The following is a 1,258-nucleotide window of genomic DNA, read 5'->3' as shown; positions in this document are numbered from 1 at the left end:
TGAATTCCGCCAGAATCTCTGGACTGACTAACATACGATATTCCGAATAGGTTGTATTCCACAGTTCTAGGGCCTTATTGTAGCAATAACGGCGATAGTCACACCACTGATCCAAGACGTGAGCCATAGTAGCATCTGGATATAAACGATATACGTGAGTTCTTTTGATTGCCATTTGTCTTCACCTCTTTTCGACAAGCATATTTTAACACGTATTCCAGTTTATTTCCAAACGTATGTTTGAAGAGGAATCAAAAAATGCGTTGCATTTTTTGACTAAAATCATAGGTGCAACACACTTAAATTCTATTGAAATAGATTCGTTTTCTTTCGCAAGAACATTATGCTATATTTTTCGATATAGTTCTATATTACTTGTTACTAATTAGTAGCTCTCTGCCAAGTCCAGTCGCTTTAAACCAGCTAGCTGGCTATCAGAAACAGATTTTTTCATCAAAAGAGCAATGCCCAGCTGCTGGCGGACCATTTCTAAAATTGCCTCGATCCGTTCACCCTGGTAGACGAAATTGGGTTCATAACCAGCTTTTTGGCAGGCAGCAACAATTTTCTTCTCGAAATAAGTCCGTTCACCCAAGGTCAAAAAACGGGCTCCAGCCAGGTCGGCCAATTTCACCTGCTGCTTTTTAGCCAGGGGAGACTTGCTTGCAACAAAGAGGGCCAGTTCATCATCTTCGAAAAAGAGATAATCAAAGTCCGGATGCATTTTTTTATCCTACTTGCGCAGGAAGAGCAGGTCCTGGGGCCGGCGGAGCTTTTGGGCCAGGTCCTGGGACTCGCCTTCATGAAAAAGCAGGTCGATCTCCGGATGCCGGCCCATAAAGGCGGTTTACGGCCTTGAAAAAATCGTAATTGGTCATGGTGGGGATCGCGTACAGGTCCAGGGTCTTGGTCTGCTCTTGCCGGCAGGCCGCGGCTGCCTGGTCAAACTGCCGGCTGTCTGCTAAGAGACGCTGGGCATAAGGGAGCAGGTACTCCCCCTCCCGGGTCAGGCGAACTCGGCGGCTGCTTCTTTCAAACAGCTTCATGCCGACCTATTTTTCTAAGGCAGCGATATGCTTGGAAACCGTACTTTGGCTGGTATACAGCTCATCGGCTGTCCGGGAAAAATTCAGGTTGCCGGCCAGGGATACGAAGGCTTGGATTTTGTCTAACACGGTCTTCTCCATTCTCTTTACTTTTTGCTTTAGGAAAAATTATCTGACTTTTCCCGAATTCAAAAACATATCCAATGCTATTC

Annotated in this window: 4 protein-coding genes; all 4 read right to left on the bottom strand. The window is 45.6% G+C overall.

From position 1 onward, the window contains the following. The coding region (locus HMPREF3168_RS11005; RefSeq protein ID WP_168161991.1) for a helix-turn-helix domain-containing protein at nucleotides 1-175 on the bottom strand (175 nt) is incomplete at its 3' end. Between the two features lie 210 nt (nucleotides 176-385). Further along, nucleotides 386-724 carry a LysR family transcriptional regulator substrate-binding protein gene (locus HMPREF3168_RS06525; protein WP_070489256.1) on the bottom strand — a complete coding sequence of 113 codons (339 nt, stop codon included), beginning with the start codon at nucleotides 722-724 and terminating at the stop codon, nucleotides 386-388. A gap of 76 nt (nucleotides 725-800) precedes the next feature. Next, entirely contained in the window at nucleotides 801-1,046 is a 246-nt protein-coding gene (locus tag HMPREF3168_RS06520; RefSeq protein ID WP_003617847.1) for a LysR family transcriptional regulator, read from the bottom strand. Between the two features lie 6 nt (nucleotides 1,047-1,052). Beyond that, nucleotides 1,053-1,175 carry a LysR family transcriptional regulator gene (locus HMPREF3168_RS06515; RefSeq protein ID WP_003612998.1) on the bottom strand — a complete coding sequence of 41 codons (123 nt, stop codon included), beginning with the start codon at nucleotides 1,173-1,175 and terminating at the stop codon, nucleotides 1,053-1,055. Nucleotides 1,176-1,258 lie beyond the last annotated feature (83 nt).

Source organism: Lactobacillus sp. HMSC08B12, from assembly GCF_001808415.1.
GTDB classification, from domain to species: domain Bacteria; phylum Bacillota; class Bacilli; order Lactobacillales; family Lactobacillaceae; genus Lactobacillus; species Lactobacillus delbrueckii.
Note: the sequence above shows the minus strand (reverse complement) of the source record. Positions and strands in the feature narration are given on the sequence as shown.